We start from the raw sequence: 25348 nt of genomic DNA, 5'->3' as shown, positions 1-25348 counted from the left end.
GACACTGGAACGCCGCCCAATTTAATGCTTAGGAGAAGATCATGGGTTTGTTCGATAAACTGAAATCTCTGGTTTCTGATGACAAGAAAGACACGGGCACCATCGAAATCGTCGCCCCGCTTTCTGGCGAAATCGTCAATATCGAAGATGTGCCGGACGTAGTGTTCGCTGAAAAAATCGTTGGCGACGGTATTGCCATCAAGCCAGCCGGCAACAAAATGGTTGCCCCGGTGGACGGCACTATCGGTAAAATTTTCGAAACCAACCATGCTTTCTCGATCGAATCCGACAGCGGCATCGAGCTGTTCGTCCACTTCGGTATCGATACGGTTGAACTGAAAGGCGAAGGCTTCAAGCGCATCGCCGAAGAAGGCCAGCGCGTCAAGAAAGGCGATGTGGTCATCGAATTCAACCTGCCACTGCTGGAAGAAAAGGCCAAGTCTACCCTGACGCCGGTCGTTATCTCCAACATGGACGAGATCAAAGAGCTGATCAAACTGTCCGGCAGCGTTACCGTCGGTGAAACACCGATCATTCGCATCAAGAAGTAATGCGCACGTCACGCTAACAAGCAACAACGGCGCCACTCGGCGCCGTTTCTTTATCCTATCGTCTTTCATGCCGCCAGTGCTCGCTCCCGTCACTTGCGGAGTAAGCTCTCGGGTTTCACCCGCTTGCTGCCTAGCTGCGGTTTAAAATCCTTTGCTTACACCGCGAGTAATAGGCGTTATCGGCGCAGGCAGTTTGCACATGGACAGCGCGCAGTCCTCGGAGCGTACACGCACTACCTGACGAGGGAGAGCACTGCCCTCGTGCAACATGGCAACTAAGATAGTCTATGATTGCCAACGCGGGATACGCAGGGTAATCACCAACCCCCCCTGCTCGCCGTTACGCGCTTCCACCTGGCCGCCGTGCGCCAGCACCACTTTACGCGTGATCGCCAGCCCTAGCCCGTAGCCCTTGCCGGACAACGGGGATTTCACCCGCACGAACGGATCGAAAATGCTCGACAGTTTAGACGCTTCTACCCCCGGCCCCCGATCGCTGACCACAATCTGGAACAGCTGATCGGCAGGCGTCAAGCTGACCGTCACGCGCTGACCGGCGCTGGAAAATCGCAGCGCGTTGCGCACGATATTGTCCACCGCGCGACGCATCAGTTCGGCATTGCCCTTGACCGTGTATTCCACTTCGCTGTTGGCCTGCAAGGCGATTTCGACGCCAGGCACCTGCGCTTCATAGCGCGCATCATTCACCACCGCCTCCACCAGCCCATAAAGATCGAAGTACTCTTCGTCCGGCAAAGCGTTGTTTTCCGCCCGCGATAGCGCCAGCAGCTCGCCAATCATCTTATCCAACCGCCCTGCCTCATGCTCGATGCGTTGCAGCGAATTTTCAACGTTATTCGGATTCTGCCGCGCCAGGCCTATCGCCAGTTGCAAACGTGCCAATGGTGAGCGCAGCTCATGGGAAACGTCGTGCAGCAGCTGCTCGCGTGCGCTGACCAGCAGGTCGAGCCGTTCGGCCATCGTATCAAAGTCACGCGCCACGTCCGACAGCTCATCATGCCGGCGCCGCATGGTCGGGAACAGGCGAATGGACAGATCGCCCTGCGCCACGCGATCGAAGCCTGCGCGCAGCTGGCGCATCGGCCGCGTCAGGTTCCACGCCAGCAGCGCGCTGAACAGCAATCCGCCCAATCCACCAATCCACAGCATCGGCGCCGGAATGTGGAAAATATGCCAGCGCTTATCCATGCGATACTGTGCACGCAACCCCTCGACGTCATAGGTCAGTACATACCCCTGTCCATCGGCGCCCTGCACCCATTCGACAATTTTAGTCGGCATGCGACCCGGCTGCAGAGCGCCGTGCAATTGGCCGCTCGGCGGCGCGGCGGCAGGCGTGACCGTCATAAAGCGTCGGTCTTCGTCCGGCCAGTTCTCGCTCATCGCGTCCAGTGCCTGAATACCGCCATTGCGCAGCAGGCTGGCTGCCGAGGTGATTTGCATGTTAACCAACCGCCGGGCCAGGGTATTTTCCGGTGGTTCGCGGTTGCCGTAGAGGGCAAATGACACCCACAGCGCCTGCATCATAAAGATGAAAATCAGCCAATAGCCGAGCAGAATCTTCCAGAATAGCCTTCCGCGCATCACCATCAGCGGATCCGATAGCCGATGCTGCGCACCGTTTCGATACTGAGCGTATTACCCGTCAGCGCGGCCAGTTTTTGGCGGATATTGCTGATATGCACGTCTACGCTACGATCGTAGGCCTCACGTGGCCGACCCAGCCCTTTTTCCGACAGTTCGTCCTTTGACACCACCCGTTCCGGCGCGCGCAACAGCAGCTCAAGCAGATTGAATTCAGAGGCGGTAAGATCGAACCCCTGGCCACGCCATTCGCTGCTGCGGGTCGACGGGTTGAGCGCCAGTTCACCGAGCACCAGTGGCGCATCGTCATCGACCGCGGCCGGCTGTTCTTCAAAACGGCGCAGCACCGCGCGCAGGCGTGCCACCAGCTCACGCGGATAACACGGTTTTGGCACATAATCATCGGCGCCCATTTCCAGGCCAATCACTCGGTCAATGTTGTCGCCCTTGGCGGTCAGCATGATGATCGGCAGGCGGCTTTTTTTACGCACATCGCGCAACACGTCAATACCGCTCATGTCCGGCAGCATAATATCCAGGATCATCGCGGTATACTCGCCGGACAGCGCGCCCTCGACCCCGGCTTTGCCGGTCAGCACCAGCGAGGCGTTGAACCCTTCCGCCGTCAGGTATTCACTCAGCATGGTGCCAAGTTCAAGGTCATCATCGACCAGTAAAATCTTCATTTATCGCCCCTTCAGGTATTTGCCCCATTTTCCCGCCTATTTGTCCATTTCGCAGCCGGTTTTACTCAATCCTTACAGTTGCGCCGTCGGCATCAGGCGAATGAGACATAGGCACTGATTCAGCGCGCACAGGCGTTAGCACAACGACTGATGGTTAATCGCGACGGGATAATGGAGATAATAGTCGGATTTCCCGGCGCAGGGCAGCGCCAGGAGGGAAAGGGCAAATAATGCGCCGTGAGACGGCTTAGTTGAAAACGCCAGTCGACAGGTAACGATCGCCGCGATCGCAGATGATTGCCACGATCACGCTACCCGGGTTGGCGGCGGCAACGCGCAATGCGCCGGAAACCGCACCACCGGAACTGACGCCGCAGAAAATACCTTCACGCTGCGCCAACTGGCGCATGGTGTCTTCGGCCTCGCTCTGGCTGATGTCCAATACCTGATCGATCAGTTCCGGTCGGTAGATCCCCGGCAGATAGGCTGGCGACCAGCGACGAATACCCGGAATACTGCTGCCTTCCGCCGGTTGCAGGCCGATGATTTGTATCTGCGGATCCTGACTCTTCAGGTAGCCACCGACGCCGGTGATGGTGCCAGTGGTGCCCATACTGGAGACAAAATGCGTAACGCGCTGTTCGGTCTGCCGCCAGATTTCCGGCCCGGTGGTGGTAAAATGCGCATACGGATTGTCCAGATTATTGAACTGGTCCAGCACCTTGCCCTGCCCCTGCTGCTGCATCGCCAGCGCCAGATCGCGCGCGCCCTCCATGCCCTGCTCACGGCTGACCAGGATCAGCTCGGCACCGTAGGCGCGCATCGCGGCCTGACGTTCCTGACTCATGTTTTCCGGCATCAGCAGCTTCAGCGTATAGCCTTTCATGGCAGCGATCATCGCCAGCGCAATGCCGGTGTTGCCGCTGGTCGCCTCAATCAGCGTATCACCCGGTGCTATCTCGCCGCGCAGCTCTGCCTGTTCGATCATCGCCAGCGCAGCGCGATCCTTGACCGAGCCAGCCGGATTGTTACCTTCCAGCTTCAGCCAGATTTCGCTGTCAAGCCCGGCGGCCAGACGTTGCAGTTTTACCAGTGGGGTATTGCCGATGTAATGTTCCAGCGTTGTCACGATCGTTGCCTGTGTGTTGGTGTGCGTTGCGTAATGTAAAAAGGCAACCCGTGGGTTGCCTCTGGATAATATTTATTGGCTGCTAAAAATTATCAGGCGCTTTTGGCTAATGCAACAGGCTGAAGCAGATGATCGCCGGCATACAGACGCGCATTCAGGCTACCGACATAGTAACGACCGCCGCGCACCGGGGTTTCATTGCCTTCTGCCAGTACCACGGTAATCGGATCCTGATGCCAGCCAATCGGCTGTACCGTCAATTGCCAGAAGTGGCCACGCGGGCTGACTTCCAACACCTGCACCGGCAGCGGGCAACGGGCGCTGCTTTCGCTGCTGACTTCCATTTCCCACGGACGCAAGAACAGCTCGACACTGCCCTGATGCATCGGCTGGAACGCCAACGGCCACTGGTGTGCGCCGACAAACAGCTGAGAACCGCGGATCTCGCCATTCAGGCGATTGACCTCGCCCATAAATTCCAGCACAAAGCGGCTGGCCGGTTCACGCATGATTTGTTCCGGCGAACCGACCTGTTCGATATTACCCTGGCTCATCACCACGATGCGATCGGCGACTTCCATCGCCTCTTCCTGATCGTGCGTCACGAACACGCTGGTGAACTTCAACTCTTCATGCAATTGACGTAGCCAGCGACGCAGTTCTTTGCGTACCTGCGCGTCCAGCGCGCCGAACGGTTCGTCCAGCAGTAAAATCTGTGGCTCTACGGCCAACGCGCGCGCCAACGCCACGCGTTGCTTCTGGCCGCCGGACAGCTGCGACGGATAACGGTTGGCCAGATGCGCCAACTGCACCATTTCCAGCAGCTGTTCCACTTTTTGCCTGATTGCCGCCGCGTTGGGCCGCTCGCGGCGCGGCAGCACCGTCAGACCAAAGGCGATGTTGTCGAATACCGTCATATGGCGGAACAACGCATAATGCTGGAAGACAAAGCCGACGCGACGATCGCGGGCGTGTACCCGGCTAACGTCGGTGCCGTGGAAACCCAGCGTCCCGCCGCTCTGACTTTCCAGCCCGGCGATAATACGCAGTAACGTGGTTTTGCCGGAGCCCGATGGCCCCAGCAGCGCCACCATCTCACCGGAAGGGATATCGAGCGAGATGTCGTTCAGTACCTTGGTACGCCCGAAATACTTGTTGATATTGTTAATCTCAATGCTCATGATTTTCCTCCCGCTCAAGACGTGCGTTCTGTCGTTCCAGACGCCATTGCAGAGCGCTTTTCAAAAATAGGGTCACTATCGCCATGATGGTCAACAGCGCGGCGGCGGTGAAAGAACCGACGGTGTTGTAATCCTGTTGCAGTAATTCCACCTGCAACGGCAGGCTATAGGTTTCACCGCGAATCGAACCAGATACCACCGACACCGCGCCAAATTCGCCGATGGCGCGAGCGTTGGTCAATACCACGCCGTACAGTAGCGCCCAGCGAATGTTCGGCAGCGTCACCCGGCGGAACATCTGCCAGCCGGAAGCACCAAGCAGGATCGCCGCTTCGTCTTCCTGGCTGCCCTGGCTAAGCATCATCGGCACCAGCTCGCGCACCACAAACGGACAGGTCACGAACACCGTCACCAGCACCATGCCGGGCCAGGAAAACATCAGTTGGATATCGTGCGCATCCAGCCAACCACCCAGCAGGCCATTGCTGCCGTAAAACAGCAGATAAATCAGCCCCGCCACCACCGGTGACACGGCAAACGGAATATCGATCAGCGTCAATAACAGCTGGCGGCCCGGGAAGGTAAAGCGCGTTACCAGCCAGGCCAGCAAGGTGCCAAAAATCAGGTTTACCGGCACGGTAATCAACGCAATCAATACCGTCAGCCAAATGGCGTGCAGCATGTCCGGCTCGACCAGATTGCGCCACATTTCGCCAAAGCCCTCGGAAAAGGCGCTGGCAAAGATGGAAATCATCGGGATCACCAACAGCAGCAGCGAGAACAGTGCGCCGATGGCGATCAGTGTCCACTTGCCCCAGTTCACCCGCGGGCGCTCAACGCCGTTGAAGGCAGAGATGTCAGCCATTAGTGCCCCCCAATGCGTTTGCCAAAGCGGCTTTGCACGGTGTTGATGCTAAACAGCAACAGTAGCGACGCCGCCAGAATCACGGAGGCAATCGCGCTCGCCGCCGGGTAATCGAACTCTTGCAGTCGGACGAAGATCATCAGCGAGGTCACTTCGGTTTTCCACGCGATGTTGCCGGCAATGAAGATCACCGCACCGAACTCCCCCAGACTGCGGGTGAAGGAAATCGCCGTACCGGCCAACAGCGCTGGCGCCACTTCCGGCAACACCACGCGGCGAAAGCTCTGCCAGCGGGTTGCACCAAGGGTTTCAGCCGCCTCTTCGTATTCTGGTCCCAGTTCCTCAAGCACCGGTTGCACGGTGCGCACCACGAATGGCAGGCTGGTAAAGGCCATGGCAACGGCGATACCCAGCCAGGTAAACGTCACCTTGATATCAAAATGCGCCAGCCACTGTCCGTACCAACCGGTGGTAGAAAACAGCCCGGCCAACGTCAGGCCGGCCACCGCCGTCGGCAAGGCGAACGGCAGGTCGATCAGACCGTCCAGCAGCGTGCGGCCAGGGAAACGGTAGCGGGTCAGGATCCAGGCCATCAGCATGCCGAACACCGCGTTGAATACGCTGGCAACGCCTGCCGCCAGCAGCGTGACCTTATACGCCGCCACTACCTGCGGGTTGGAGATCACCTGCCAATATTGCGCCAGGCTCATCTGCGCCAGTTGCATTACCAGCGCGCTCAGTGGCAGCAGCAGGATCAGACAGGTATAAAACAGGCTGCTTCCCAGGCTCAAACCAAATCCGGGCAGTACCCGTTTACTGGACAACGACGACAACATTACTTATGCCCTGCTGCTAATAGCCGATCCAGCTCACCGCCGGTCGAGAAGTGCGTTTTCATCACCTGTGGCCAGCCGCCGAACTGATCTTCGACGCGGAACAGTTTGGTCGCCGGGAACTTGTCTTTGGCGGCGTCCATCGCCTGCTGGTCATAAACCCGGTAATAGAAACTGGTGATCACCTGCTGTGCGGCCGGGCTATACAGGTAGTTCAGATAATCTTTGGCCGCCTGCGCCGTGCCGTTGCGCTCGACATTTTTATCAACCCATGCCACCGGAAACTCGGCCAGAATATCCACCGGTGGTACGATCACCTGATATTTATCTTCGCCGTACTGTTGGCGGATATTGTTAACTTCGGATTCAAAGCTTATCAGCACGTCGCCCAGACCGCGTTCGACGAAGGTGGTCGTGGCGCCACGGCCGCCGGTATCGAACACCACCACATTTTTCAGAAAGCGGGTCATAAACTGACGGGTTTTGGTCTGATCGTTGCCGTCAGCCTGGCTGGCAGCGCCCCAGGCGGCCAGATAGGTATAGCGGCCATTGCCGGAGGTTTTCGGATTCGGGAACACCAATTTGACATCATCACGCACCAGGTCGTCCCAGCTGTGGATACCTTTTGGGTTGTCCTTGCGCACCAGGAACGCCATGGTGGAATAGAAAGGAGAGCTGTTGTTCGGCAGACGCGCCTGCCAGTCGGCCGGGATCAACTTGCCGCGATCGTGCAGGATCTGCACGTCGGTAACCTGATTATAGGTCACCACATCGGCGCGCAAGCCTTGCAGAATGGCCAGCGCCTGCTTGGACGAGCCGGCATGCGACTGTTTGATGGTCAGTTTATCGTTGGGATGCTGCTGGTTCCACAGCTGCTCGAAGCCAGGATTCAACGCGGTGAACAGTTCGCGGGAAACGTCATAGGAGCTGTTGAGTAATTCAGCGGCCGAAACGGTACCGCTGGCCAACAGCGCAGCGGCCAGCCAACCTTTCAGCATGAGATTTTTAACCCGCGTTTGTTTCATTCTGCACCTTCGCTAACTGAGTCATTCCGTCGGGCTTCGCCCTGATGATGACCAGTGTATTTATAACTTGGTGCAGACCTGTAACGCTTTTATATACCGTTTAGTGATTTTCAAGCATCAAATGCTATAAGGCAGGGGCAGCGCGGCGCGCTGGCGGGGTTCGCCGCGGCGCCGGCAAATGCGGCCCCGCGGCGAGACGGCGGCTATCAACAGAGAAGCGGCCTTAAAGTGACAGTAAACGCGTCAGTGAAGGGGCAAAGTAATAACTGCCGGTCACCGCACGGCTGAAACGCAGCATCGCATCACGCTTGCCGTCCAGTTCGCCGAACATGCTCAGCAACTGCTTTTCGATATTGTGCAAGCGCGCGCAATAGGCGATGAAATACAGGCCGTGTTTGCCGCTGGCGGTACCGTATGGCAGGCTCTGGCGCAGGATTTTCAGGCCTTTGCCGTCTTCTTTCAGATCGACGCGACTGACGTGCGAAGTGTCAGGGCGCGCCTCCGGCGGCAGCTCTTCGCTGTCATGCTTGGTGCGGCCGATGATCTGTTGTTGCTGTTCGGTGGTGAAACGCGACCATTGGCGCAGATTGTGTTCGTAACGCTGTACCAGCACGTAGCTGCCGCCGGCGTCCGGATCGCCTTCGGCGATTGCCGCTACTTCGGCGCGCTGTTCGCCCTGCGGGTTTTCGGTGCCGTCGATAAAACCGCTCAGATCGCGTTCTTCAACCCAGCGGAAACCGTGGGTTTCTTCTTCGATCCGGATAGTGTTGCCGAACGCCGCCAGCGCCGCCTGCGCCAGCGTGAAGTTGACATCATGACGCAGGGACTGGATATGGATCAGCAGGTCGCGCTGCGTGGCCGGTGCCAGGCCTTTGCCCAGCGCAGTGAAAGGCTTCAGTTCCGCCGCACCCTGACCGCTGGAAAGATCGTGCCAAACGTCATAACCAAAGGCGATTACCGCCCCCAGGCGCGCGTCGGGGAATTGCTGTTGCAGTTCGCTCAGCGTCTGACAAAACTGTTTGCAGCCCTGACGCAAATCGGCGAACTCGCCCTGAACCATGGCTTCCATATAAATGGCAAAACGGCAATGTTCCAGCAGGATGCCGCTCTGAACCTGTGTCATGTTGTTTTCCTTATTCCTTGATCGGGTGCCCGGCTACGCCCCACGCGCAGATGCCGGTTACTGAATGACTGCGTTGCTGGCTGCAACTGCAACGACGGTGGACATACACCCGGTTATCATACCGTAAGCTGACTCGATTACCTTGCCCGAACGCAAAGAAAATCGGCGAGGCCCGCCTTACCCGGCGGGCGACAGGGTGGCATTATTGCGCTTTGGCGTGCCAGATGATTTTGCTGACCGTCCAGCTTTTCAAGGTGTCATCAGGCGGGATGATGTCCTGCGGTCCGGCCCATTTACCACTGAAAATGTACGTCACGTATTTGCTTTGGCTGGCGACGCACTCCACGTTGCCGGCGTCATCCCCGGTAGCAGGTTTACAGGCACCGAAGGCCTTGCTGTACATATCGCTGAACGGCGTGCCGAGCTTGCTGCCCCATTCGGTGGCAACTTCAGGATCCATGATGTCAACGCGCTGTACGTGCCCTTTCGGTTCGCCGCTGATCACCAGTTTGATGTCATCGCCGTCCATTGCCTGATAGAACGCGACGATCTGCCCGTTGCTGGTTCCCATGCCGCTGCGCAGACGATAGTCGCCGTTCAGGCCGTCATTGACTGCGCTTTCCGACATCGGCGTGCCGGCATTGATCTCGCCAACGCCCTTGCCGCTCACTTCAAGGCTGCTGCCAAACCAGTTAAGAGGCGACAGGCTCGACCATGAGAAATTGGACATCGTCGAACAGCCGGTCAGGATCAGCGGCAGCCCTAATATCAGTGGGCGAATATTCATCTCATAATTCCTTAACTTTAATGGCATAGGCCGGTTCAATTTATAAGCGTCGTGCTGCCAATCAGCCTCTCACAACTGCTCGCACTTCGCCATCGGTTGCCAGCTTGGAGTATGTAAAATGCGAAAAGTGCCGCAAAGCGATAGATCAGTCGCGCTCAACGCCAGGCGCGAAGCAGGCCTTCAACCGAACATTCAGCAGCAGGTAGGCGAACGCCAGCACGTCCAACAACGCCAGCATGCCGTCCAGCCCCGGCGCATTACCGTCCTGCTGCCAGACGCCTGTCAGCGAGCCGCCCAGCGCTGCCAACAACGACGCCATCAATACCCAACGCCAGCTACGCCACAGCCGTGGCCACTGCGCGCGTCGCCCACTCAGCAAAAATGCCAGTGCCGCCGGCAGCCCCAGTGCGATGCCGTACCAAAAGCGTTGGGTGTCGGGATAGAACAGTTGCAACATGCTCTCTCCCTGCTGGCGTGACGCGCCAGCCATCACAAACAGCAGCCAGGTACGTGCCTGCAGGATCAACACCCCCCAAAACCACAGCGGCAACCGCAGCAGGCCGTGCTGATCGTAATCGTCGGGGGAAAATATCGGGGCTGACTTCACTGCCGCTTCCTTGTTAATACGTCTATTCTCCACAGATGGGTGCACTGTTTTAGCTTTTCAATGAGCAGGCTTAAGAAGCTCTTAATATCCATGTGCTTTAATTAACCCACTAAGCAAGCAACCCCGGTGCTCGGGGTTAATGATTCACTGACCAAGATAAGGAAGCTTAACGATGAAAAAACTGACTCTGGCGGCATTGATCGCCCTGTGCAGCACCCCGGTACTGGCACAACAAGGTGGTTTCAGCGGCCCAGGTGCACAGCAAACCCAGACGACGGTCAGCCAGCAAGGCGGCTTTTCTGGCCCAAGCGCGGCGCTGACCACGGTGGATAAAGTGAAATCAATGAGCGACGACACCTGGGTGATGTTGCAAGGCAACATTGAACAACGCGTCGGCGACGACACCTACACCTTCCGCGATGCCAGCGGCACGCTGACTGTCGAGATCGACAACAAACGCTGGAACGGTCAAACCATCACCCCGCAAGACAAAGTTCAGTTGGAAGGGAAAGTGGACAAAGACTGGAGCAACGTCGAAGTCGACGTGAAAAGCCTGAAGAAAATACGGTAATCGTTGCGGCGGGCGGTGGCTAATCCGCCCGCATCCCCTCAATATTCCTGATCTTCAATCAGCCGTTTACCCAGGCTGGTAATGCCCTGGATCTCATAGCCCAGCTTTTCGTACATTTCGATCACGGTATCGTTATCTTCACGCACCATCAGCTGAATTTTCGGGCAACCGCGCGCCATCAGTTTCTTTTCCAACCGGTTGATCAGCGCATTGGCAATGCCGCGCCCACGGTAGTCGGGATGCACGCCGAGGTAATAGGCAGAACCACGATGGCCGTCATACCCTCCCATCACCGATCCCACGACTTCACCGCCCACTTCTGCCACCAAAAACAGGTCGGCGTCATGATGCAGCTTGCGCTCGATATCCATTTCCGGATCGTTCCATGGCCGCAGCAAATCACACCGCTCCCAGAGAGTGATGACTTCTTCAAAGTCGTCTTGTCGAAATACGCGAATTTCCATCGTTGTTCGCCGCTGTTAATTAAGATGTTTATCTGATTATCGCGTGATTATTCACTTACGCAATATCAAACTGATAATTCGCGGTAACAATGTTAATAAATGGAAATAGTTATCAAGTCGATAAACGCATTTTAATACGATATAACGTTGCAAAACCATCCCTTCGAAGGAGCGCAACGTAATGAAAAATAGGATGAATCCTTTTCGGCATTTTAAACCGTTAGCCGTTTCCCCGACTCGCCGCCAACTGTTGCTTTCCGGTCTGGCGCTGGCGTTGGTGGGTGCTAAACCTCACGCCAGCCAAGCCGCGGGCTCCCCCGCTGCGCTGCGGCACAATGCGCACGGCAAACCGGCAGCCAAAGCGCCTGGCAGTAAACGACTGGTGATGATCGACCCCGGCCACGGCGGCATTGACTCCGGCGCGGTGGGGCACGAAGGTTCGCAGGAAAAACACGTGGTGCTGGAGATAGCCAATCACGTACGCCGTTTCCTGCAGCATCGCCAGCTCGACGCGCGTCTGACGCGGGAAGAGGATGAATTTATTCCGCTGTATCAACGGGTGGAGATTGCCCATCAGCATCAGGCCGACCTGTTCATTTCCATCCATGCCGACGGCTTCACCAGCCCCAGCGCCAGCGGTGCCTCGGTGTTTGCACTCTCCAACCGCGGCGCCAGCAGCGCAATGGCCCGCTACCTGTCGAAACGCGAAAACGCCGCCGATGAGGTCGCCGGCGGCAAGTATCGGCAACAGGATAATTATCTACAGCAGGTGCTGTTTGATCTGGTACAGACCGATACCATCAATAACAGCCTGACGCTTGGCCGCCATGTGCTGGGGCAGATTCGCCCGGTACACCATTTACACAGCCCAAGCACCGAGCAGGCGGCGTTTGCAGTATTGAAATCGCCATCAATACCGTCGATCCTGGTGGAAACCTCCTTTATCACCAATCCCGAGGAAGAGCGTCTGCTGGGCACCCACGCATTCCGCGAAAAAATCGCCCGCGCCATTGCCAATGGCATCGTCAATTTCTTCGAATATTACGACGCCCACCAGCCTAAACCTCGCTAGGCGCTGCCAGCGCGGCGAATTGCGGGTATACTTGGCGGCTTATCGGAATTGGTATAAGGCTGTGAACACCCCCTATGAGTTTACCTGACATCGCTGAAGTAAAATCCTTCCTGCTGGCACTGCAAGAGCGCATTTGCCAGCAATTGGCGCAGGCCGACGGCGGCGCCGAGTTTACTGAAGACCGCTGGACACGGGCAGAAGGCGGTGGCGGCCGTAGCCGGGTGCTGACCAACGGTGCGGTGTTCGAACAGGCCGGGGTGAACTTTTCACACGTTTCCGGCGCAATGTTGCCGGCTTCCGCCACCGCGCATCGCCCCGAACTGGCCGGCCGCAGCTTCCAGGCGATGGGCGTGTCGCTGGTGATCCATCCGCTCAACCCCTATATTCCCACCAGTCATGCCAACGTGCGTTTTTTCATCGCCGAAAAGCCGGGCGAAGCGCCGGTCTGGTGGTTTGGCGGCGGTTTTGACCTGACGCCCTATTACGGCTTCAAAGAGGACGCGGTGCACTGGCACCGCACCGCCCAGCAGCTGTGCGCTCCGTTCGGCGAGCAGGTTTATCCGCAATACAAAAAATGGTGCGACGATTATTTCTTTATCAAGCACCGGAATGAAGCGCGCGGCATCGGCGGACTGTTCTATGACGATCTGAATACGCCGGATTTCGACCACTGTTTCGCCTTGACCCGCGCGGTCGGCGACGGCTTCCTCGACGCCTACCTGCCGATCGTCGCCAGACGCAAGTCTATGGCCTGGGGCGAGCAGGAGCGCCAGTTCCAACTCTATCGCCGTGGCCGTTACGTCGAATTCAATCTGGTGTGGGACCGCGGCACGCTGTTTGGCCTGCAAACCGGCGGCCGTACCGAATCCATTTTGATGTCAATGCCGCCACTGGTACGCTGGGAATACAACTACCAACCGGCGGAAGAGAGCCCGGAAGCGGCGCTGTACCGTGATTTTCTGCCGGTACGCGACTGGCTGGAGGAGCGATAAACATGCAGATCTGGGTTGATGCGGACGCCTGTCCGAACGTGATCAAAGAAGTGCTGTTCCGTGCAGCCGATCGTACCGCCACGCTGGTCACGCTGGTGGCCAACCAGCCGCTGCGCACGCCGCCGTCAAAATACCTGCGCACGTTGCAGGTCGCCGCCGGTTTTGACGTGGCGGACAACGAAATCGTCCGCCGTTGCGCCGCCGGCGATCTGGTGATCACTGCCGATATCCCGCTGGCGGCTGAAGTGGTGGAAAAAGGCGCGGTAGCGCTGAATCCGCGCGGGGAACGCTATACGCCGGATACCATTCGCGAGCGGCTTAACATGCGCGACTTTATGGATACCCTGCGCGCCAGCGGCATTCAGACCGGTGGCCCGAATGCCCTGAGCCAGCGCGATCGCCAGCTGTTCGCCAACGAACTGGATAAATGGCTGGTACAGGCCAGGCGCTAATGCGCAGCCGGTAACACCCACTGATAATCCGCGTGGGCCTTGCTCACCTCAGCGCCCGGTTCGACCAGCATCAATACCGCCGGTTTCACCGCCGGCTGCATATCTTCAATGTGCAGCGGCACCCCCACCACTTTTGATGCATGATAGGCACCGACAATCAGCAGGCTCGGAGTGGGCGCCGCCAGCAACCGTTGCGCCATCCGCCGATCGCGCTGTTGCTGGATGGCAACCATCGCCTGCAACTGCGGCGCGTCAAGTTTGCCGCCATGTGCCTGCTCGATGGTGGTCGCCAGCGCCTGGCGCACTGCCGCCGAGGTTGAAACCACCCCTGGCGGCAGTTGAGGATGCTGATAAAACGCCATGATTTCACTGCGATCCAGATTGGCCGACATCAGCGGATACGGCGCCGCCAACGCGGCGGTTACCAATGCGCCATACTGCGACCATGGCCAGCCTGCCTTCCAGCCCAACTGAGCCGGCAAATCGTCGTGCGACGTCGTTTTACCGTTTTGCCATTGCTGCTGTAACGCATCGACCCGCGCCTGCTGGTCGGGATTGATCATCTCCAATAACAGACTGCCCTGCGGCCGCTGCTGAGGCAGGCGTTGTATCAGCCACAGCTCAACGCGATGGTGATCGGGATTGTCATGCTTCTCGCCGACGATCAATCGCGGCGCCGCCGCCAGCCGCTCCAGCAGCTGTGCCGGCGTCAAGCTCTGGCCGGTGTGTAAATCGGTTATTTTTCCCGGCAGCGCCGCTGCATCAATCGGCCTGGCAGGCGAGTTCACCGGTGAATGGCTACAGGCCGCCAGCATCAGCGCCGCAACAAAAACCCACAATTTCATCTTGTCACCTTTTTGCAAAACGTCCGGCCATTATAGATAACAATTATCATTTACAAACAACTATCCGCCCTTACCCGGGCACTATGCATTGATTTCATTACGCAGAGCGGGTATAACGATTAGCCATTTAGCTGCTTAGACGTCTATACGGATACAATATGAAGCAATCACCTACGCCTGCTGAAGGGCAGTTCAAACGCACCATGAAAGCCCGGCATCTGGTGATGCTGTCGCTGGGCGGCGTGATCGGCACCGGGCTGTTTTTCAACACCGGCTATATCATTTCCACCACCGGCGCGCTCGGCACGCTATTGGCCTATATGATCGGTGCGTTGGTGGTTTATCTGGTGATGCTGTGTCTCGGTGAGCTATCCGTTGCCATGCCGGAAACCGGCGCGTTCCACGTTTACGCCTCCCGCTATCTGGGACCGGGCACCGGCTACACCGTGGCGTGGCTGTATTGGCTGACCTGGACGGTGGCACTCGGTTCCAGCCTGACCGCCGCCGGCTTCTGCATGCAGTACTGGTTCCCGCAATCGCCGGTCTGGCTGTGGTGCCTGGTATTCTGTATTGCCATCTTCTTGCTGAACGTGGTGACGACCCGCTTTTTTGCCGAAAGTGAATTCTGGTTTTCGCTGATCAAGGTGATCACTATTTTGGCATTCATCGTACTCGGTGGGGCGGCGCTGTTCGGCATTATCCCGATGAAGGACGGTACCCCTGCGCCGTTCCTGCACAATCTGACCGCCTCAGGCTGGTTACCCAACGGTACGCTGCCGATCCTGATGACCATGGTGGCCGTCAACTTTGCCTTTTCCGGTACCGAACTTATCGGCATCGCCGCGGGCGAAACCGAAAACCCGGAAAAGGTGGTGCCATGGGCAATCCGCACTACGGTGATCCGCCTGATGGTGTTCTTTATCGGCACGGTATTTGTGCTGGCTGCGCTGCTGCCGATGGAGCAGGCCGGCGTGGCAAAGAGCCCGTTCGTGCTGGTGTTTGAACGCATTGGCGTGCCTTACGCCGCCGATATTTTCAACTTCGTTATCCTGACCGCCATCCTGTCCGCCGCCAACTCCGGTCTATACGCCTCTGGCCGCATGCTGTGGTCATTGGCCAATCAACGCACCCTGCCGGCCTATTTTTCACGCGTCAACCGGCGCGGCATTCCGTTCAATGCCCTGACTTTCAGCATGCTCGGTGGCGTGCTGGCGTTGCTGACCAGCGTGATCGCGCCGGACACGGTGTTCGTTGCCCTGTCGGCCATTTCCGGCTTTGCGGTGGTGGCCGTCTGGCTAAGCATCTGCGCTGCGCATTACGCTTTCCGCCGTGAGTATTTACGCAGCGGCAAACCGATTTCCGGCCTGAAATACCGCGCTCCCGGCTATCCGCTGACGCCAATCGCCGGCTTTACCCTGTGTCTGCTGGCCTGCATCGGTTTGGCATTTGACCCCGAGCAGCGTATCGCACTGTATTGCGGCTTGCCGTTTGTCGCCGTGTGCTACGGCGGGTACTATCTGACCCGCCGCGCCGCCGGGAAAAAATCATTACTGAATGCAGGAGAAGAACATGTCGGTTAATAACCCGCTCGCCCCACTGCTGACCGATGGCCGCTCGCTGATTTTAGACGGCGCGCTGGCCACCGAGCTGGAAACCCGCGGTTGCGATCTCAGCGATCCGCTGTGGTCTGCCAAGGTGCTGATCGAGAATCCCGAGCTGATTTATCAGGTTCATCTGGACTATTTCAACGCCGGCGCGCAGTGCGCCATCACCGCCAGCTATCAGGCTACGCCGCAGGGATTTTTACGCCGAGGGCTGGATGAACAACAATCATTGGCACTGATTGCCAAAAGCGTGCAGTTGGCGCAACAGGCGCGTCGCGATTATCTGGCACAGCGGCCGCAGGCCGAACCGCTGCTGATTGCCGGTTCGGTTGGGCCGTACGGCGCATTTCTTGCCGACGGCTCGGAATACCGCGGTGACTACCGCTTGCCAGCGGCAGAGATGATCGCCTTCCACCGGCCGCGCATTGCCGCGCTGGCCCAGGCCGGCGTCGATCTGCTGGCGTGCGAAACGCTGCCGTCGTTCGATGAACTGCACGCGCTGCTGACGCTGCTGCGTGATTTCCCGTCGCTCGGCGCCTGGTTCTCCTTTACGCTACGCGATAGCCATCACCTCAGCGACGGTACGCCGCTGACCGAGGTTATCGCCCTGCTGAACCACAACCCGCAGGTACTGGCGATTGGTGTCAACTGCATCGCACTGGAAAACGTCACGCCTGCGCTGCAGACGCTGGCGACCTTGACCTCACTCCCGCTGCTGGTCTATCCCAATTCCGGCGAACATTATGACGCGGTGAGCAAAACCTGGCACGCCTGTGGCGGCGAGCACGGTAGCCTGAGCGAACAGGCTGGCGACTGGCAGCAGATCGGCGCACGCCTGATCGGCGGCTGTTGCCGTACGACGCCAAAAGATATCCGGGCGATTGCCGAACAGCTGGCTAGCCGCTAAAAAAAACGGGGCAAACCGCCGTTCGCCCCGTCGTTATCTTCACCGTTGTGCTATCACAATGGCGTGGTTTGCGCCTCGACCACCGCCAGCGCCACCATATTGACGATGCGGCGCACCGAGGCGATAGGCGTCAGGATATGCACCGGCTTGGCAACCCCCATCAGCACCGGCCCCACGGTCACCCCTTCCGAAGAAGACACCCGCAGCAGGTTGTAGCTGATGCGCGCGGCTTCCATGTTTGGCATGATCAGCACATTGGCCGCTCCTTTTAACGGGCTGTCCGGCATCAGATCGTGACGAATGCTTTCCACCAGTGCAGCATCACCGTGCATCTCGCCGTCGATTTCCAGCTCCGGCGCCATGGCGTTGACCAGTTCCAGCGTTTTACGCATTTTGCGCGCCGCCGGGCAGTCGGAGGTGCCGAAACTGGAGTGCGACAACAGCGCCACCTTCGGTTCAATGCCGAAGCGGCGTACCGTTTCTGCCGCCATCAGGGTGATTTCCGCCAGCTGCTCCGGCGTAGGATCGTCATTGACGTAGGTATCGGCGATAAAGGTGTTGCCGCTTGGCAGCAGCAAGGCGTTCATCGCCCCGGCGACGTGCGCACCTTCACGGAAGCCGAACACGTTTTTAACCACATCATAATGTTCATGGTAACTGCCAATGGTGCCGCAAATCATCGCGTCAGCCTCACCGCGATGCAGCATAATGGCGGCGATCAGCGTCGGGTTGCCGATCACCGCCCGCCGCGCCTGCTCTTGCGACACGCCACGGCGTTTCATTATCTGGTAGTACTCACCCCAATATTCCTTGAAGCGCGGATCGGATTCGTTGTTGACCACTTCGAAATCCTTGCCCGGGATCATTTGCAGACCCAGTTTCTTCAAGCGCATTTCGATCACGCTCGGGCGCCCAACCAGAATTGGGAACGCCAACCCTTGCGAAATCAGCTCCTGGGTGGCATGCAGTACGCGCTCTTCCTCGCCCTCCGCCAGTACCACGCGTTTCACCTCTTTCTTCGCCTGCGAAAAAATCGGCTTCATGAACAGGTTGGTTTTGTAAACGAACTCGCTGAGTTTCTCAACGTAGGCATCGAAGTCCTCAATCGGCCGCATCGCCACGCCGGACTCCATCGCCGCCTTGGCCACCGCCGGCGCAATCTTGACGATCAGGCGCGGGTCGAACGGTTTGGGAATGATGTATTCCGGCCCGAACGACAGATCCTGATCGCCATAGGCCGACGCTACCACGTCGCTCTGTTCAGCCAGCGCCAAATCGGCGATGGCGTGTACGCAAGCCAACTTCATTTCCTCGTTGATGGTCGTCGCGCCAACGTCCAGCGCGCCGCGGAAAATGAACGGGAAGCACAGGACGTTATTGACCTGGTTGGGATAGTCGGAACGACCGGTACAAATGATGGCGTCCGGACGTACCGCCTTGGCCAGTGGCGGCAGGATCTCCGGTTCCGGGTTGGCCAGCGCCATGATCAGCGGATCCCTGGCCATGGTCTTCACCATTTCCTGCGTCAGCACGCCAGGGCCGGAACAGCCAAGGAAGATGTCGGCGTTCGGGATAGCGTCCGCCAGCGTGCGCTGGCCGTTGTCGTCAATCGCATATGCCGCTTTGGTTTCTTCCATTTTGGCGTCGCGACCTTTGTAAATCACGCCCTTGGAGTCGCACACCGTGATGTTCTGCTGACGCAGACCCAGCGCCACCAGCAGGTTGAGGCAGGCGATCGATGCGGCGCCGGCACCAGACACCACCAGCCGCACGTCGGAAATGTTTTTCTTCACCACCCGCAAACCGTTAAGCACCGCCGCGGTGGTAATGATCGCCGTACCGTGCTGATCGTCATGGAAGACCGGGATCTTCATGCGCTCGCGCAGTTTCTTCTCGATATAGAAGCATTCCGGCGCTTTGATATCTTCCAGATTAATACCGCCGAAGGTTGGCTCCAACGCGGCAATCACGTCGATCAGCTTGTCGGGATCGAGCTCATCGACCTCAATGTCAAACACGTCAATGCCGGAAAACTTCTTGAACAGCACGCCCTTGCCTTCCATCACCGGCTTGCCGGCCAGCGCGCCGATATTGCCCAACCCCAGCACCGCCGTCCCGTTGGAGATCACCGCCACCAGATTGCCACGCGCGGTGTATTTGTAGGCCGCCAGTGGATCGGCCGCGATTTCCAGGCAGGGTGCGGCGACGCCCGGCGAATAGGCCAGCGCCAGATCGCGTTGCGTTGCCAGGGGTTTGGTTGGCGATACCTGGATCTTCCCTGGGACCGGAAACTGATGGAAATCAAGAGCACTCTGTTTGAGCTGTTCGTCCATTATGGGTTCCTTTGCTTTTTTACTTTTATGTTGAGGTAAGACTTTTTGGCTAAACCAGTATAGTGAGAGAATCGTCACAAACTTTGAAGCGCGCCATAACCTTGATCGAAATTCTCTTCTAACGGCTAAAAACAAGTAACACAGGACGAAACAGAATAAAACCGTGGTTATTGTGCTGGCAATCCGGTACGCCACAGATTGAGCGCCGCCACCCGGCCGGCGCAGAGCCGCAGCGCCGCCTGCAACGCCAGGGTATAATCCACCGCCTCTCCCCAGGTGTCGCCCGACAGCTGCGGTTGCTCGCATGGGGTAAACACCGCCTCAGGGGGCAACAGCACCACCGGGGATGGCGGCGTTGGCTGGGCGCAGGAGCTCAAGCACAGCGTCAGGCATAGCGCGGCCAGCGCAGGCATCATGTTTAATCGCTTCACGGTATTTCCTCCGATGATTATCGCTTTGCTGGCGCAACTGCTGCTCCTGCTGCTGCAACCTCGCCATCAACGCGCGGTTCTGCGCTTCCTGGGTTTGCAGCGTGGTAATAAGCAACGCCTGCTGCGCCACGGTTTTCCGCTGGTCGGCCAACCGCTGCTGCGCCAGCGCCAACCGGTGCGACTGCAACGAGCCGTATCCCCACAGGCCTGCGGCCAGCAACAACAGGGTCAGCAACGCCCCCGGCAGCAGTTTTTGCCACCCGCCGCTCATGCCGGATAATCCTTGACTGCCAGTTGGAAATGCGGCCCGTCCCTCAGCGATTGCCAGGCGCCGCCCCATTCAACCTGGATACCCAACTCGCGCGCGGCGCGGCGTACCGCCACGGCGATCTGCGCATAATAGTCCCACTGCCAAGACACCACGCCCGCCGGCATTGCCACCACATCCACCGCATGCCCGGTCAGATGGCGGCTGTTCAGCGTCTGGCTTTTACCGGTGCGCACCAGCTCACGCTGCCGTTCGATGTTGCGCCGCCCTTCGGTAATGGCAAACGGCACCAGCGAGTAATTGAGCGCCAATCGCATAACGCGAATCAGATCGGCATGAACATCTTGCAGCCGCTGTTCGCTACGGACGGAAAACCGCGTCGGTTGCGCTTCACTTAACATTTTTAACCCCCGTTTTTTTACCAATCAGTTTTTTAATTAACCCGCTGATATAATCCGCACCGAGAAAGCCGATTAATACGCTGGCGATATTCGCCCATTGCAATTCCCAGCCCACCAATGACAATGCATCACGTACCGTCCATGCCAGCAATGCGCACATCCCGGCGTTTAACAAACGCCGGCGGACAGCCACGTTTTTATACGCCCCCTGTAATAACGCCATACTGCCTGCCAATATGGCATTCATTGCCGGCTGCAAATATTCGCACACGTGTAAAATGAATAAGCTAACCCCGTCTGGCTCTAAGCTGGACATTGCTCTCCTCCTGTTTTTATTACACGCCGACCACCGCCAATAGGCCATCACCAATAGGTTAAAACTAATAAACAAACCTCTTACAACGCAAATGAATTAATAACGACATAATTGACGAAAAATATCACAATAAAAAAACAACCAACGTATAAAAACATCAACTTGGCATAATGGTAAATAATGCCGCAACGATATTGACGATTAACTTTTCGGGCAAAACGCCATTGATTACCGCGCCCTGCCCGTAATCAGGTCAGTTATCTTGACGCTGCGGTTAGCTGTGGCACCAAGGGTAACCGCCATCGCGCACCACTTCGCGCCCAATCAGACTGAAGATATCGCTGTTACGCGTCAGCCGCTCATGCCACCAGTTGAACCCGCTCCCTTTACTGGCCGGGTGCCAGGCCAGCCAGATCATCTCGTCGCCCTTTTGCACCTCCACCGGCACCGCAACCAATGCACCGCTGGCCAGCTCTTTTTCGATCAGCGTCGGCGGCAGGAAACCATGCCCGATGCCACGCTTGAGCAACGCCAGTTTGCTTTCCACGTCACACACCGCCAATTGTCGCTGCAACGGCGAAATGCCGATGTTGCGTTTTGGCAACTGATGGCTACTGTCGGCGATGGTGACCACAATATCATTGAGCCGCTGATTCTTGCTGACCGGTTTTTTCTGTGCCGCAAAAGGATGCGAGGGTGAAACACACAGCACAAAGTTCAGCTTGCCGAGCATCAGCGTTTTCGCCTGCACGCTGTCGGGGATTTGGCCAATGGCGACGATCAGGTCGGCGCGGTTATCTTTCAGCGCGTCCCAGGTACCGTTCAGCGCCTCACGTTGCAGTGAAATATTGGCGCCGGGAAAATGGCCAATAAAGTCGCGGATATCCTGGGTGATGGTGTCCAATGGGAACAGTTTGTCCACCACGATGCGAATGTGACTGTCCAGCTTCGGAATATTTCTGACGCGACTTTCCAGATCCTGCACCGCGTTTAATATCCAGCCGCCCTCTTGCAACAGGAACTCCCCTTCATCGGTCAGCGTCACCATCGGGCCATTGCGATGAAAAAGCTTCACGCATAGCTTACTTTCAATATTGGCAACGCGGTACGAGATGGCAGACGGCGTTTTATGCAACGCTTCCGCCGCCATCGAGAACGAACCGGTACTTTTAATGGTGCTGATTATTTTAATCGCATCCAGGGATAATCTAGTCATACAAATTCCTCTTTAAAATAATAACAAGAAAAATGACACTAAATTCCCAAAGGCGTTGGCATGCAAAAAATCGTTCAAATAAAGCAAAAATACCATCACGAGAAATATACCCCACTAACAATCCCGCCATTTGAAAGAGTATTCATTATTTCTGTGAACAAATTTCATCATGGCGCCCATCATCTCACCTTGCCGATAAAATAAACTTGAAGCAGCCAGCAAATAAAATCACCTTAATAAATTTAGTTGATAGCGTATAAAACATTCCTCTCTGGCCGTTTTTAACCAATGGTAAAAATATAACAAGCCGGCCAGTTATCTGCCTTTTTAATTTGTCCATGGCAAAAAAAACCGCCGGTGGAAATAAACCCAATTTAAAACACATTCCAACAGGAGTCATTATGAACGCAACTTCCCGTACCCTACTGTCCGTTGGCCTGCTTGGCGCAGCGATGTTTGGCGCCTCCCACCAGGCCAGCGCGCACGGTTATGTCGAGTCGCCAGCCAGCCGTTCGTATCAGTGCAAGCTGCAGCTGAATACCCAGTGCGGCAGCGTACAATATGAACCGCAGAGCGTGGAAGGTCTGAAAGGCTTCCCGCAGAGCGGGCCGGCAGACGGCCACATTGCCAGCGCCGACAAATCCACCTTCTTCGAACTGGATCAGCAAACGCCAACCCGCTGGAACAAGCTGAACCTCCACAGCGGCCCGAACTCCTTCACCTGGAATCTGACCGCACGCCACAGCACCACCAGCTGGCGTTACTTTATTACCCGCCAGGGGTGGGATGCATCACAACCCCTTACCCGTGCCGCGTTTGATCTGACGCCGTTCTGTCAATTCAACGACGGCGGCGCGATCCCGGCGGCCAAGGTGACTCACCAGTGCAACATACCTGTAGATCGCACCGGTTCGCACGTCATCCTTGCCGTGTGGGACGTAGCCGACACCGGCAACGCGTTTTATCAGGCGATTGACGTCAATCTGAGCAAATAATCGGTTGGAAAGGCGACGGGTTCAGCATGACGCTGAACCCTTTTTTTATGCGGGGACGTGCCGCTTATTGCGATATGTTCAGAATGGTGCGGACGTTGAGCGCGCTGCTGGCAATGATATCAATTGCGCCGGTGCGCAGTGCGCCGAGCATTGCCAACGCTTTGGTATTTTCGGCAGCAATGGCAATCACACAGGGGATTTTACGCAGTTCGTCGATGCTCAGGCCAATCACCCGATCGTTCATTACCGTGTCAACGTGCTGCCCCTGCGCATTGAAGAAATCATAACCGGCAATATCGCCGATCACGCCCTGGTTCAGGCTGGCGTCGATAATTTCGTGTGGCGTAAACCACCCCAGCTTGACCATATAGCTGTTTTCGTTCATATCGCCGATTCCGACCAGCGCCACGGTGCCACGACACCTATTCCGCGCAGCGCGCGCGTAAAAGCAACGAGGCCCAGATCATCACGTTGGGTGCACGGGTGATCGGCGTAGAACTGGCAAAAAGTATCGTCGACGCCTGGCTGAATTCAGAATTTGAAGGTGGCGGCTCCGCCCCCAAAGTGGCTAAAATCGGTGACTACGAACAGGTAAACAGTTCGCGCTGAAAGCGCTGTCGGCATGCAGGCCGGTGTAGCACCACCGCGCCCTGCCTGCCTTTGCTCGGGATTCATTGTTCTTATCCATCGCAACAATCAGAAAAAGCGCATTTTATTTGCCTGTCGTATGATGCAGTGTGTTCACCCTATGATGACAAACGTTCTCATTTCTATCTTATGACGTCGAAACGTAGTCAGGCAGCCAGCGAAGTCCCACCGGAAACCGACAGATAACGCCAAGGCACGCCGTGACCAGGAAAAGCAGGGTTCTCCCGACCTTTCAAGGCACGGCAAAGACGCTAACCAGCGCCTTCCGGACACGGTCAGTGACTCGGAACTGCGGATAGCCAATGCCGCTACGTTGCGAAATATGCAGGGTAAATCAAGGAGCTATACATGAACCAATTAGACGCACTCAAGCAGCTGACCGTGGTGGTTGCCGACAGTGGCGATATCGAATCCATTCGCCAGTTCGAACCGGAAGATGCCACCACCAACCCTTCGCTGATCCTGAAAGCCGCTGCGCTGCCTCAATATAAGCCACTGATTACCGAAGCACTGGAATATGCCCGCCAACAGGGTGGCAATAAAGAAACGCAACTGATCAACGCCTGCGACAAGCTGGCGGTAAATATCGGCGTGGAGATCCTGAAAAGCGTGCCGGGCCGCATTTCTACCGAAGTGGATGCGCGTCTGTCGTTCGACCGCGGTATGTGCGTCGCCAAAGCGCGCAAACTGATCGCCATGTATCAGGAACAGGGCGTCGACAAATCCCGCATTCTGATCAAGCTGGCCTCCACCTGGGAAGGCATTAAGGCAGCGGAAGAGCTGGAAAAGGAAGGGATCAATACCAACCTGACGCTGCTGTTCTCCTTTGCCCAGGCGCGTGCCTGTGCCGAAGCCGGCGTATACCTGATCTCGCCGTTTGTTGGCCGTATTTACGATTGGTACCAGGCCAAACAACCGGCCAGCGACTATGACGCCGAGCAGGATCCTGGTGTGAAATCCGTGCGCACCATTTATGAATACTACAAACAACACCGTTATCAGACCGTGATCATGGGCGCCAGCTTCCGTAAGGTTGAGCAGATTCTGGCGCTGGCTGGCTGCGATCGTCTGACCATCGCACCGAACCTGCTGGAGCAATTGAAAAACAGCGACCAGCCGATCGAACGCATGCTGACGCCGTCTACCGAAGGCTTCCACCAACCTGCCCCACTGGCAGAAGCGGAATTCCGCTGGTTACACAACCAGGATGCCATGGCGGTAGAAAAACTGGCCGAGGGCATTCGCCTGTTCGCCGTTGACCAGCAGAAGCTGGAAGACATGCTGGCCGCTGAACTGTAATTTTTTGGGAGCACTTTGTTATGTCTTCGCGTAAAGAACTTGCCAACGCCATCCGCGCACTCAGTATGGACGCCGTGCAAAAAGCAAAATCCGGCCACCCGGGTGCCCCTATGGGAATGGCGGATATCGCCGAAGTCCTGTG

28 protein-coding genes and 2 pseudogenes are annotated in these 25348 nt (G+C 57.2%); 11 read left to right on the top strand and 19 right to left on the bottom strand.

The genetic code is table 11. The features are described 5' to 3' along the window. Positions 1–41: 41 nt before the first annotated feature. Positions 42–551, top strand: a complete 510-nt coding sequence (gene crr / locus ACCC84_RS06305) for a PTS glucose transporter subunit IIA (RefSeq protein WP_004936467.1) — start codon at positions 42–44, stop codon at positions 549–551. A gap of 285 nt (positions 552–836) precedes the next feature. Here crr and ACCC84_RS06300 read toward each other — a convergent pair whose 3' ends face one another. From ACCC84_RS06300 to ACCC84_RS06255, 10 genes are all read right to left on the bottom strand, one after another. After that, complete coding sequence (locus ACCC84_RS06300; RefSeq protein WP_198773516.1) at positions 837–2156, bottom strand: ATP-binding protein; 1320 nt, start codon at positions 2154–2156, stop codon at positions 837–839. A 5-nt stretch (positions 2157–2161) separates the two neighbouring features. Beyond that, positions 2162–2842, bottom strand: coding sequence for a response regulator transcription factor (locus tag ACCC84_RS06295; protein WP_004960136.1), 681 nt, complete (start codon positions 2840–2842; stop codon positions 2162–2164). A 247-nt stretch (positions 2843–3089) separates the two neighbouring features. Next, complete coding sequence (cysM, locus tag ACCC84_RS06290; RefSeq protein WP_004960132.1) at positions 3090–3971, bottom strand: cysteine synthase CysM; 882 nt, start codon at positions 3969–3971, stop codon at positions 3090–3092. A 92-nt stretch (positions 3972–4063) separates the two neighbouring features. Then, on the bottom strand, positions 4064–5152 hold the full coding sequence (gene cysA / locus ACCC84_RS06285) for a sulfate/thiosulfate ABC transporter ATP-binding protein CysA (RefSeq protein WP_004960130.1): 1089 nt from the start codon (positions 5150–5152) through the stop codon (positions 4064–4066). Beyond that, positions 5142–6017, bottom strand: a complete 876-nt coding sequence (gene cysW / locus ACCC84_RS06280; RefSeq protein ID WP_198773504.1) for a sulfate/thiosulfate ABC transporter permease CysW — start codon at positions 6015–6017, stop codon at positions 5142–5144. The genes cysA and cysW overlap by 11 nt, the downstream gene beginning before the upstream one ends. Further along, entirely contained in the window at positions 6017–6850 is an 834-nt protein-coding gene (cysT, locus tag ACCC84_RS06275; protein WP_039992621.1) for a sulfate/thiosulfate ABC transporter permease CysT, read from the bottom strand. The genes cysW and cysT overlap by 1 nt, the downstream gene beginning before the upstream one ends. 2 nt (positions 6851–6852) lie before the next feature. Next, on the bottom strand, positions 6853–7875 hold the full coding sequence (locus ACCC84_RS06270; RefSeq protein WP_004960118.1) for a sulfate ABC transporter substrate-binding protein: 1023 nt from the start codon (positions 7873–7875) through the stop codon (positions 6853–6855). A gap of 223 nt (positions 7876–8098) precedes the next feature. Further along, positions 8099–8998, bottom strand: a complete 900-nt coding sequence (locus ACCC84_RS06265) for a Dyp-type peroxidase (RefSeq protein ID WP_004960116.1) — start codon at positions 8996–8998, stop codon at positions 8099–8101. 202 nt (positions 8999–9200) lie between these two features. Beyond that, the gene (locus ACCC84_RS06260) at positions 9201–9785 is read right to left on the bottom strand and encodes an RpoE-regulated lipoprotein (RefSeq protein WP_039991858.1); all 585 of its coding nucleotides are present in this window, start codon (positions 9783–9785) and stop codon (positions 9201–9203) included. Between the two features lie 145 nt (positions 9786–9930). Further along, positions 9931–10392, bottom strand: coding sequence for a DUF2919 domain-containing protein (locus tag ACCC84_RS06255; protein WP_039991857.1), 462 nt, complete (start codon positions 10390–10392; stop codon positions 9931–9933). Between the two features lie 172 nt (positions 10393–10564). Between ACCC84_RS06255 and ACCC84_RS06250 the strand changes: the two genes are divergently transcribed. Next, positions 10565–10963 carry a YgiW/YdeI family stress tolerance OB fold protein gene (locus ACCC84_RS06250; RefSeq protein ID WP_004960108.1) on the top strand — a complete coding sequence of 133 codons (399 nt, stop codon included), beginning with the start codon at positions 10565–10567 and terminating at the stop codon, positions 10961–10963. Between the two features lie 38 nt (positions 10964–11001). Here ACCC84_RS06250 and ACCC84_RS06245 read toward each other — a convergent pair whose 3' ends face one another. Further along, positions 11002–11427: a GNAT family acetyltransferase gene (locus tag ACCC84_RS06245; protein ID WP_004960106.1), complete on the bottom strand. Its 426-nt coding sequence runs from the start codon at positions 11425–11427 to the stop codon at positions 11002–11004. Between the two features lie 181 nt (positions 11428–11608). On the opposite strand from ACCC84_RS06245, the gene amiA reads away from it, so the two are divergent. From amiA to ACCC84_RS06230, 3 genes are all read left to right on the top strand, one after another. Then, positions 11609–12499 carry an N-acetylmuramoyl-L-alanine amidase AmiA gene (gene amiA / locus ACCC84_RS06240; RefSeq protein ID WP_371901669.1) on the top strand — a complete coding sequence of 297 codons (891 nt, stop codon included), beginning with the start codon at positions 11609–11611 and terminating at the stop codon, positions 12497–12499. A gap of 74 nt (positions 12500–12573) precedes the next feature. After that, positions 12574–13491: an oxygen-dependent coproporphyrinogen oxidase gene (gene hemF, locus ACCC84_RS06235; RefSeq protein WP_371901668.1), complete on the top strand. Its 918-nt coding sequence runs from the start codon at positions 12574–12576 to the stop codon at positions 13489–13491. 2 nt (positions 13492–13493) lie between these two features. Beyond that, positions 13494–13943 carry a YaiI/YqxD family protein gene (locus ACCC84_RS06230; protein ID WP_198773508.1) on the top strand — a complete coding sequence of 150 codons (450 nt, stop codon included), beginning with the start codon at positions 13494–13496 and terminating at the stop codon, positions 13941–13943. On the opposite strand, the gene ACCC84_RS06225 is transcribed toward ACCC84_RS06230, so the two are convergent. After that, a complete protein-coding gene (locus ACCC84_RS06225; RefSeq protein WP_004960090.1) occupies positions 13940–14788 on the bottom strand; it encodes a ChaN family lipoprotein in 849 nt (282 codons plus the stop codon). The genes ACCC84_RS06230 and ACCC84_RS06225 overlap by 4 nt on opposite strands. A gap of 158 nt (positions 14789–14946) precedes the next feature. On the opposite strand from ACCC84_RS06225, the gene mmuP reads away from it, so the two are divergent. Next, positions 14947–16368, top strand: coding sequence for an S-methylmethionine permease (mmuP, locus tag ACCC84_RS06220; RefSeq protein ID WP_198773510.1), 1422 nt, complete (start codon positions 14947–14949; stop codon positions 16366–16368). Continuing rightward, entirely contained in the window at positions 16358–17299 is a 942-nt protein-coding gene (mmuM, locus tag ACCC84_RS06215) for a homocysteine S-methyltransferase (protein ID WP_273872322.1), read from the top strand. Before mmuP ends, mmuM begins: the two co-directional genes overlap by 11 nt. A 53-nt stretch (positions 17300–17352) precedes the next feature. On the opposite strand, the gene maeB is transcribed toward mmuM, so the two are convergent. From maeB to ACCC84_RS06185, 6 genes are all read right to left on the bottom strand, one after another. Next, positions 17353–19632: an NADP-dependent oxaloacetate-decarboxylating malate dehydrogenase gene (maeB, locus tag ACCC84_RS06210; RefSeq protein WP_004960082.1), complete on the bottom strand. Its 2280-nt coding sequence runs from the start codon at positions 19630–19632 to the stop codon at positions 17353–17355. Positions 19633–19799: 167 nt separating this feature from the next. Next, positions 19800–19964, bottom strand: a complete 165-nt coding sequence (gene lysC, locus ACCC84_RS06205) for an Rz1-like lysis system protein LysC (RefSeq protein ID WP_164844269.1) — start codon at positions 19962–19964, stop codon at positions 19800–19802. Further along, positions 19954–20334: a DUF2570 family protein gene (locus tag ACCC84_RS06200; RefSeq protein ID WP_273872324.1), complete on the bottom strand. Its 381-nt coding sequence runs from the start codon at positions 20332–20334 to the stop codon at positions 19954–19956. Before ACCC84_RS06200 ends, lysC begins: the two co-directional genes overlap by 11 nt. Next, entirely contained in the window at positions 20331–20732 is a 402-nt protein-coding gene (gene chiX, locus ACCC84_RS06195) for an L-Ala D-Glu endopeptidase ChiX (protein ID WP_039992619.1), read from the bottom strand. Before chiX ends, ACCC84_RS06200 begins: the two co-directional genes overlap by 4 nt. Continuing rightward, the gene (locus tag ACCC84_RS06190; RefSeq protein WP_088499752.1) at positions 20722–21048 is read right to left on the bottom strand and encodes a phage holin, lambda family; all 327 of its coding nucleotides are present in this window, start codon (positions 21046–21048) and stop codon (positions 20722–20724) included. The genes chiX and ACCC84_RS06190 overlap by 11 nt, the downstream gene beginning before the upstream one ends. A 274-nt stretch (positions 21049–21322) precedes the next feature. Continuing rightward, a complete protein-coding gene (locus ACCC84_RS06185; protein ID WP_004960072.1) occupies positions 21323–22264 on the bottom strand; it encodes a LysR family transcriptional regulator in 942 nt (313 codons plus the stop codon). Positions 22265–22665: 401 nt separating this feature from the next. Between ACCC84_RS06185 and cbp21 the strand changes: the two genes are divergently transcribed. Beyond that, the gene (cbp21, locus tag ACCC84_RS06180; RefSeq protein WP_371901667.1) at positions 22666–23259 is read left to right on the top strand and encodes a chitin-binding protein/chitosanase CBP21; all 594 of its coding nucleotides are present in this window, start codon (positions 22666–22668) and stop codon (positions 23257–23259) included. Between the two features lie 64 nt (positions 23260–23323). On the opposite strand, the pseudogene ACCC84_RS06175 reads toward cbp21, so the two are convergent. Further along, positions 23324–23677, bottom strand: a pseudogene (locus ACCC84_RS06175) (sugar-binding domain-containing protein); the annotation flags it as partial. Here ACCC84_RS06175 and ACCC84_RS06170 point away from each other — a divergent pair. The 3 genes and pseudogenes from ACCC84_RS06170 to ACCC84_RS06160 form a co-directional block, all read left to right on the top strand. Next, positions 23662–23868: pseudogene (locus ACCC84_RS06170) on the top strand (RpiB/LacA/LacB family sugar-phosphate isomerase); the annotation flags it as partial. The pseudogenes ACCC84_RS06175 and ACCC84_RS06170 overlap by 16 nt on opposite strands. Before the next feature lie 387 nt (positions 23869–24255). Further along, positions 24256–25206, top strand: a complete 951-nt coding sequence (gene tal / locus ACCC84_RS06165) for a transaldolase (RefSeq protein WP_004960055.1) — start codon at positions 24256–24258, stop codon at positions 25204–25206. 20 nt (positions 25207–25226) lie between these two features. Next, on the top strand, positions 25227–25348 hold a 122-nt coding region (locus tag ACCC84_RS06160), incomplete at its 3' end, for a thiamine pyrophosphate-binding protein (protein WP_171996282.1).

Source organism: Serratia odorifera (assembly GCF_041448735.1).
Taxonomy (GTDB): domain Bacteria; phylum Pseudomonadota; class Gammaproteobacteria; order Enterobacterales; family Enterobacteriaceae; genus Serratia_F; species Serratia_F odorifera.
The sequence above is the reverse complement of the archived record's forward strand: the minus strand, read 5'-3'. Positions and strand labels throughout refer to the sequence as shown.

What these genes read in the sequence shown, in the direction of transcription:
- crr (WP_004936467.1), top strand. Translation starts at nt 42, where the DNA reads ATGGGTTTGTTCGATAAACTGAAATCTCTGGTTTCTGATGACAAGAAA.
- ACCC84_RS06300 (WP_198773516.1), bottom strand. Translation starts at nt 2,156, where the DNA reads ATGCGCGGAAGGCTATTCTGGAAGATTCTGCTCGGCTATTGGCTGATT.
- ACCC84_RS06295 (WP_004960136.1), bottom strand. Translation starts at nt 2,842, where the DNA reads ATGAAGATTTTACTGGTCGATGATGACCTTGAACTTGGCACCATGCTG.
- cysA (WP_004960130.1), bottom strand. Translation starts at nt 5,152, where the DNA reads ATGAGCATTGAGATTAACAATATCAACAAGTATTTCGGGCGTACCAAG.
- cysW (WP_198773504.1), bottom strand. Translation starts at nt 6,017, where the DNA reads ATGGCTGACATCTCTGCCTTCAACGGCGTTGAGCGCCCGCGGGTGAAC.
- ACCC84_RS06270 (WP_004960118.1), bottom strand. Translation starts at nt 7,875, where the DNA reads ATGAAACAAACGCGGGTTAAAAATCTCATGCTGAAAGGTTGGCTGGCC.
- ACCC84_RS06265 (WP_004960116.1), bottom strand. Translation starts at nt 8,998, where the DNA reads ATGACACAGGTTCAGAGCGGCATCCTGCTGGAACATTGCCGTTTTGCC.
- ACCC84_RS06260 (WP_039991858.1), bottom strand. Translation starts at nt 9,785, where the DNA reads ATGAATATTCGCCCACTGATATTAGGGCTGCCGCTGATCCTGACCGGC.
- ACCC84_RS06250 (WP_004960108.1), top strand. Translation starts at nt 10,565, where the DNA reads ATGAAAAAACTGACTCTGGCGGCATTGATCGCCCTGTGCAGCACCCCG.
- ACCC84_RS06245 (WP_004960106.1), bottom strand. Translation starts at nt 11,427, where the DNA reads ATGGAAATTCGCGTATTTCGACAAGACGACTTTGAAGAAGTCATCACT.
- amiA (WP_371901669.1), top strand. Translation starts at nt 11,609, where the DNA reads ATGAAAAATAGGATGAATCCTTTTCGGCATTTTAAACCGTTAGCCGTT.
- hemF (WP_371901668.1), top strand. Translation starts at nt 12,574, where the DNA reads ATGAGTTTACCTGACATCGCTGAAGTAAAATCCTTCCTGCTGGCACTG.
- ACCC84_RS06230 (WP_198773508.1), top strand. Translation starts at nt 13,494, where the DNA reads ATGCAGATCTGGGTTGATGCGGACGCCTGTCCGAACGTGATCAAAGAA.
- ACCC84_RS06225 (WP_004960090.1), bottom strand. Translation starts at nt 14,788, where the DNA reads ATGAAATTGTGGGTTTTTGTTGCGGCGCTGATGCTGGCGGCCTGTAGC.
- mmuP (WP_198773510.1), top strand. Translation starts at nt 14,947, where the DNA reads ATGAAGCAATCACCTACGCCTGCTGAAGGGCAGTTCAAACGCACCATG.
- mmuM (WP_273872322.1), top strand. Translation starts at nt 16,358, where the DNA reads ATGTCGGTTAATAACCCGCTCGCCCCACTGCTGACCGATGGCCGCTCG.
- maeB (WP_004960082.1), bottom strand. Translation starts at nt 19,632, where the DNA reads ATGGACGAACAGCTCAAACAGAGTGCTCTTGATTTCCATCAGTTTCCG.
- ACCC84_RS06200 (WP_273872324.1), bottom strand. Translation starts at nt 20,334, where the DNA reads ATGAGCGGCGGGTGGCAAAAACTGCTGCCGGGGGCGTTGCTGACCCTG.
- chiX (WP_039992619.1), bottom strand. Translation starts at nt 20,732, where the DNA reads ATGTTAAGTGAAGCGCAACCGACGCGGTTTTCCGTCCGTAGCGAACAG.
- ACCC84_RS06190 (WP_088499752.1), bottom strand. Translation starts at nt 21,048, where the DNA reads ATGTCCAGCTTAGAGCCAGACGGGGTTAGCTTATTCATTTTACACGTG.
- ACCC84_RS06185 (WP_004960072.1), bottom strand. Translation starts at nt 22,264, where the DNA reads ATGACTAGATTATCCCTGGATGCGATTAAAATAATCAGCACCATTAAA.
- cbp21 (WP_371901667.1), top strand. Translation starts at nt 22,666, where the DNA reads ATGAACGCAACTTCCCGTACCCTACTGTCCGTTGGCCTGCTTGGCGCA.
- tal (WP_004960055.1), top strand. Translation starts at nt 24,256, where the DNA reads ATGAACCAATTAGACGCACTCAAGCAGCTGACCGTGGTGGTTGCCGAC.